This window comes from Vibrio sp. 10N.261.55.A7, assembly GCF_002877365.1.
Classification (GTDB): Bacteria; Pseudomonadota; Gammaproteobacteria; order Enterobacterales; family Vibrionaceae; genus Vibrio.
On sequence record NZ_MCWZ01000126.1, the window covers coordinates 1,539 to 7,830 of the forward strand.

8 protein-coding genes are annotated in these 6,292 nt (G+C 43.1%); 5 read left to right on the forward strand and 3 right to left on the reverse strand.

Annotated elements, in window-relative coordinates; translation table 11 throughout:
* From BCU12_RS08630 to BCU12_RS08640, 3 genes are all read left to right on the forward strand, one after another.
* Positions 1 to 375, forward strand: a 375-nt coding sequence (locus tag BCU12_RS08630; protein ID WP_102403930.1) for a hypothetical protein, incomplete at its 5' end; no start/stop codon positions are given.
* Between the two features lie 349 nt (positions 376 to 724).
* Entirely contained in the window at positions 725 to 2,413 is a 1,689-nt protein-coding gene (locus BCU12_RS08635; RefSeq protein ID WP_102403931.1) for an RluA family pseudouridine synthase, read from the forward strand.
* A gap of 208 nt (positions 2,414 to 2,621) precedes the next feature.
* On the forward strand, positions 2,622 to 2,813 hold the full coding sequence (locus tag BCU12_RS08640; protein ID WP_102403932.1) for a YwbE family protein: 192 nt from the start codon (positions 2,622 to 2,624) through the stop codon (positions 2,811 to 2,813).
* 50 nt (positions 2,814 to 2,863) lie between these two features.
* Here the strand turns inward: BCU12_RS08640 and BCU12_RS23445 are convergent, their stop codons facing one another.
* A complete protein-coding gene (locus BCU12_RS23445) occupies positions 2,864 to 3,034 on the reverse strand; it encodes a hypothetical protein (RefSeq protein ID WP_198599287.1) in 171 nt (56 codons plus the stop codon).
* 263 nt (positions 3,035 to 3,297) lie between these two features.
* Entirely contained in the window at positions 3,298 to 3,678 is a 381-nt protein-coding gene (locus BCU12_RS08645) for a hypothetical protein (protein ID WP_102403933.1), read from the reverse strand.
* Between the two features lie 316 nt (positions 3,679 to 3,994).
* Between BCU12_RS08645 and BCU12_RS08650 the strand changes: the two genes are divergently transcribed.
* Both BCU12_RS08650 and BCU12_RS08655 read left to right on the forward strand, forming a co-directional pair.
* Positions 3,995 to 4,765: a hypothetical protein gene (locus BCU12_RS08650; protein ID WP_102403934.1), complete on the forward strand. Its 771-nt coding sequence runs from the start codon at positions 3,995 to 3,997 to the stop codon at positions 4,763 to 4,765.
* A gap of 522 nt (positions 4,766 to 5,287) precedes the next feature.
* Positions 5,288 to 5,920 carry a cobinamide adenolsyltransferase gene (locus BCU12_RS08655; RefSeq protein WP_102403935.1) on the forward strand — a complete coding sequence of 211 codons (633 nt, stop codon included), beginning with the start codon at positions 5,288 to 5,290 and terminating at the stop codon, positions 5,918 to 5,920.
* A gap of 99 nt (positions 5,921 to 6,019) precedes the next feature.
* On the opposite strand, the gene BCU12_RS08660 is transcribed toward BCU12_RS08655, so the two are convergent.
* Positions 6,020 to 6,229 (reverse strand): hypothetical protein, encoded by a 210-nt coding sequence (locus tag BCU12_RS08660; RefSeq protein ID WP_102403936.1) that lies wholly within the window; start codon positions 6,227 to 6,229, stop codon positions 6,020 to 6,022.
* Positions 6,230 to 6,292 lie beyond the last annotated feature (63 nt).

A 6,292-nucleotide genomic window follows, 5' to 3' on the forward strand; every position in this document is an offset into this window, starting at 1 on the left:
AATAGTTCTCTTTATGCCGATAATATAGAGCCATGTCAGTTCGTTGCCCTTGTATCGACCTTAAGGGACACTGCCATTTCTCAATCTCAGGTGTTAATCAAAATGGGGCGTTCACAATGTGCTTTCCATGTACTCAATCAATGCTATTGCCAGTTGCAGTTCATTTCGATTGAGGAGAGTGATTTGGTCTACAAGACCCTCAACATTTTGAATAAATACAGTGAAGATCTGGTGTCGCATATTGGTCAGTTTTGCGCCTCACAACGCAGTGCTCAATGGATGCTTGAAATGGATACGCTACAAAAGTCTCATCACTACTTTTCCCAAATGAAGCAAGCAACGGGAAAACAAACGATCAGTTATACACTTAACTAAATTTACTGGGCAGAGTTCTCATTCTCTTCCTACACTAAAGTTAAGAGACAAGTTTCCGGTTTGGCCGCCGAAGTACAAACGCCGCAAGGATGCGGCGTTTTTCTTTTCCGTATATTCCAGCACATGGCTTCTTTCTTCTTTCTTCTTTCTTCTTTCTTCTTTCTTCTTTCAGCACAAAACAGACAAACCTAATTCAAGTTAATTTACAATGTAAACCTTAGCGCTGTTGAGCTTTTCAGCTATTACTTTTGATCTTCGCACAATCTAATGATATCCATCATACTTATCTATACTCCTATGCACTCAATCGGTAGACTAGCAACCACAAGCTTCTGAGAATAACCACTGCATGAAACGAAACCACGAGCAACATCCAGATCTATTTTCATACTCTACGCCTGTGGACCATTTAGCTCTACCAAATCACTTTACCTTTCCCTACTACTATGACCCGCACCCTCTCGCACAGATTGCTATCAACGAACTGCAGAACTACCTAGAGACACAAACAGAATGGGCACATGACTTCCATTCAAAGGGAAATATGTTTGCTGTATTGGTGGTTAGGTCAGCGAGAGGAGAGCTTGGGTTTCTCGCCTCATACAGAGGGAAACCGAATCAAGACAATATAGCACCGTCCTTTTTTGCACGCTCGCATCCAATCAGCTCTGAACATCAGCAAACTATTGATTCTCTCCAGCTCAAGGCCTCAACTCTATCGAGTGACATCAACGCCGCCGTCAATGACATTGCCTTTTGCCAGCTAAAAAGTCGCAAGAAAGAGCTGACTCTTTTCTCGGAACGCGAGAGCACGAGCTTTCAACAAACAATGGAAAACAATAAGAAAGAGAGGAATAGAAAGCGCGATACTGCTAAGGCTAAATTTCATCAAGATAAAGACAAAAAACAACTTGATGACGTAATCAAACAGCTTGGTATTCAAAGTAGTAGCGATAAACGCGCATTTAAAACACTCAAAACTCAATGGAAGCAGGAGCTTGATACCATAGACGACAAGATTGATTCCCATGAAGCCTGCATTTTATCACTCAAAAGTGAACGCCAAAAAGTCATTGAGTCGTTAGATACAGAACAACAAAATGCGTGTCAGTTGACGAATGCACTCGGTGACACAAAAAGCCTGTACCAATTATTTAACTGCAACGAAACGCAACGGAACCCAATCCATCACTCTATTGAAGAAAATCTGCCTAAGCTGCTTCAAGCCGCTTTTGCACAAGGGCTAACACCGTTGGCACTGGGTGAGTTCTGGTGGGGGAAATCGCCTTACAACCAAATTCGCCAACACAAAAACCTCTACCCTGTTTGCCAAAGTAAATGCTTTGAGATACTGGAGTTCATGCTCAAGGGGATAGAAATCGACGAAAGTCCACTCGAACAAACCCCTTCACTGAACAAAACACTCGAGATCGTCTACGAAGATGAGGCTCTCGTCGTGGTCAACAAACCTGCGGAGTTTCTTTCCGTGTCTGGTAAACACATCAGCGACTCTGTACTTGCTCGCTTACAGGAAAGATACCCTGACGCAACCGGCCCCTTACTCGTTCACAGGCTGGATATGTCAACATCAGGCTTGTTGGTCTTTACGCTGACGGCTGAAACCAATAAACACGTGCAAAAACAATTCATCGAACGCTGTGTTCAAAAACGTTATACGGCTTTGCTTGAAGGTGTTGTTGCCCCAACAGAAGGTGTCATTGATCTCCCATTGACGGGGGATATGCAAGACAGGCCACGGCAAATGGTTTGTCATGAGCACGGGCGAAAAGCAGAGACTCGCTTTGAAGTGCTGTCTGTTGAGAATGGTCGCACCAAGGTTTATCTGTATCCGACAACAGGCCGTACTCATCAACTTAGAGTGCATTGTGCCCATCAGGCTGGGTTAAATACGCCCATCGTCGGTGATGATCTCTATGGCTTTAAAGATTCTCGGCTTCATCTTCACGCGGGGTATTTAAAACTTCGTCACCCTGTTACAGAACAAGACATGGAATTTGAAGTCCCTGAAGAGTTTTAAGTTCTGTGAGTGAATCAAATTTCAGCCGTGTCACTTAGAATGTATAAATAATTAAGAATCAATTAATTAGAGTCTATTTCTTTAGGTTTACACTTAAGTTTATGAAACAAGTTCAGCGCAAACACCCATGACACTAGTTCTTGTGTATTGGGCTGAATATAGGTAACTTTCGCAACGAGAGACAAACTATACAACAAAAGGTTATGCAATGAGCGGAACTCAGCGTGCGAACATACGCCCAGGAATAGAAGTTAAAATTGTACTTAAGAAAGACCAACGAACTGGCACCCTGACGTCAGGCATCGTTAAAGATCTGCTAACAAAATCTCCCAATCACCCTCATGGTATCAAGGTACGCTTGGAAAGCGGTGATGTTGGGCGTGTTAAAGTGATTGTTTAACTCTAAATAGCGGTGGGTATCACGCACCGCTACCTTTAATATTTGGATTGTTAGTCCTTTTTTTCAATCGTTATCTCTAAGTTTTTACTCTCACCCGCAAACCACTTTTGCACGTAGAGAGAACCAACGATTGGCGCAGTCCCTTCTTCAGGAACTTCTTTATAGCGGACGCTATTTTTCGTTTCTTTTTCATATTCAAACTGTACGATTTTCTTTGTCATCTTAACCTTCCAAAACGATGTAAACTATCGAGCCACTTTGATTGATTCCGAAAGTCAGGTCAAGAGTGGTTTTCTGCCTTACGCAATGATCATCAATAGAATAGAAACAACCCGAACTAGCAAAGGCGGCACGCTAATACTGGCGCAGTTACTAAGGTCAGCTACCAAGCACTCTACGATTTAATTTACAAAGCAATTTATAAGGCCATCAGCAATCCCGTCGGTGAAATAAAGAACGAAAAGCCAAAGAACCCGAACACCCATCAAAATAGGCCAAATACGTTATTCGTGTCCTTTTGGTCCGCATCTTTTCGTAAATAGTGTTTCACTTTGCCATCGAACAGCAGAATACATAAGCGACTCTCAATATAGCCACCAACTAGGTAGTGCTCTCTGGGTATTGCGTATTCAACATCAACACCTTCCCGGTCACTGCATAAGAACTTCACGTCAAGCAGCTTCACTTTCTTAAGTCCAAGGACATTCTTGGTTTCTACAAAACCACCAAATGGGGCTGAGAATCGATCCCCTCGTTTAAGCAATGCGCTGATCATGCCGTCATTTCTCTTACTGACACCAATTGGTCCTTCATCATTGAGCCTAAAAATGCTGTATCCAACAGCTATTTGAATCGATTGATACATAATTACACCAGAGCTGTATGTACATACAGTATATCCGATATTTTCCATTTTTGACCCATAAAATCGAACCAAACAGTGAAGTCGTTCGCTCACCACCAGCGGAAACGACAAAAATATGCACGCTTTCAAAGTGCTAGCTTTTCACTTTTCGGCGCAAGTAAAAGACCATTAAAACGTCGAAATGGGACATTCACATTTTGTTACGTGATAACTAATGCTTATCACCGATATAACTAGATTCAGAAAATTCTCTACGTATAATCCAAACCAAGTTAAAAAACATCGTTTTATTAAAAGCCTTACTAGAGAAAACATTATGAAATACATCACCAAAACTTCTTTAATCGCTGCGCTCTCTTTGCCCCTTTTAGCGGGTTGTGTCACTCCTGGCGAAGACGATCCGAACGCTGCCACGAAGCAAGGCGCGGTAGGTGGTGCTCTACTGGGCTTAACCTTGGGCGCGTTAACGGGTGAACCGGAACTCGCGGTAACCGGTGCTATTGCTGGCGGTGTTGCTGGTGGTGTCGGTGGCGCAGCAGCGGATATGCAAAACAACCGTGACAATATTCGCCACGAAAGCCGTGATGAGGCTATTTCTACCATTGGTGGGGGTAATAGTAGGAACGGCACAGCAGCCAATCAAAACTGGGACGAGCTAAATAACTTTATTGGTGATTGGAACGTGACAATTCGCAACCACATCACGGAAAACCAGATGGCCAGCGCAATTAAAGCAACAGGTCACTTGGTAAAAACAACACAAGCCGACATTACACTTACAAACGACGATGGCGTGAATCTCATTGCTCAGTTCTCTCACACTGCAGAGCAAGGTTACCAATTCGACCTAACCAACAAGGCAAAAAATGTAACAGTCAACTTTGCGGGTGAATTCTTGCCGCAAGCAAACCGTTACCAATTCTACCCAACGAATGTTAACGATGTCATTTACGATGGCGTCAACACAGCAGATGTACGCATGCAGCTTGGCTTTGCTGGCACAAACGTTTGGTTTGTTGATACTTATGCCTTCATAGATGGAAGTGAGCAAAAAGTTCAAACACTGCGTTTCAACAAAGTTAACTAATTGAACTGACTAAAGTTGTTGGGAACGTTGTTGGGATTACGCACCCAACAACGTTCCTGTCACTCTTTGTGGTAGAAACAAGTCACTGAAGCAATGTCAATGAAGCGGCGCTGGTACTCTAGTAAGGACACTCAGCGCCGCTTTATTATTTTCAAAACACCACTTGTCAGGGCCGCTAATTCCGTCAGAGCTCGGAAAACCCTTAAAGAGCTCAGAGATATCGATACCTAGGCTTCTAAGCTACATTCATAGCGGGTATCCCATTTTCTCAACGCACGAATGCGACAAACCAAGCTAAGTGCCCTTTGCGTTTTATTCAACATGCACAGCCCCACTACTTCATCATTTCCGCTCGAATACCTGTCTATCGTCATCAAATAAATCCCTCAACATCTGCAAATTTTGCTAAATTGACTAAAAGCTCTAAGCCAGTTTGAATTTCGAAAATTGTTCTAATCACCACAACTGCTGAAATTTATGGATGTGGTCACGACAAGAATTGCATTGCGATAGGAGTTATCAATGAAGATAGTTTTCTTGCACGGCCTCTACATGCATGGCGTTGCTCTGCTGCCACTTAGCCAAAGGCTGAACCGCCTTGGTTACCAAACCGATGTTGTCAGTTATAACAGCGTGAATATCGATGCAGAGAGCCTATTTGAAGAGATAGATACCATCTTAGACCCATTCACAACCAATGTGCTCGTTGGCCACAGCTTAGGTGGGCTGATGATCAAGCATTACTTGGCCAGCAGAAATCCAGCAAAAACGCGTATTTCTCATGTCGTCGCGATTGGTTCGCCAATACAGGGGGCATCTATTGCCGAAAAGCTCACTGAAATGGGGCTCGGCGCGCTATTAGGGAATTCCCCGAAACATGGCCTTGAAAAGCACCAGGACGAGTGGTCATTTCCACAAAAATTGGGATGTATCGCGGGTGTTTTGCCTATCGGCTTAAGACCTATTCTATTGGATAACGAACAGTGTGACGGCACAGTAACGGTAGAAGAAACAAAAATAGAAGGGATGACGGATCACTTAAAGCTCAACAGTAACCATACAAGCTTGCTCTACAGTCACTATATTCCCAACCAGATCGATCACTTTATTCAGTTCAATTGCTTTAAACAAACGAATGCTGTCGATGCAAATTAGTCTTGTGCAGTCATTCGCTAAGCGTGTAACAATCGCTAAGCAAGCGGTCTACCCCTCACTTCGCTCACTCAGATTCACTGCCCAGAATGACTCACGCGCTTAAATAGAATACGTTGTGGCTACGACCCCCGAGTTTACAACCACTAAGTTCGGTTCTGCAGGCGGTTTTTCTTTTATGATTTCATGACCTTTTAAGAAGTCCGACATTTGATGGACCGTGATCCTTTCTGAATAACTCTCTTTAGGATGAAAGATCACTTGACCATTAACCACCAATGCTGGAACCAGTTTAATGTCGGTTAGATTCACAAAGACTTCCTATTTATTCAAACACATTCCTATTAAATAAACGACAATCGATACACTTTATTA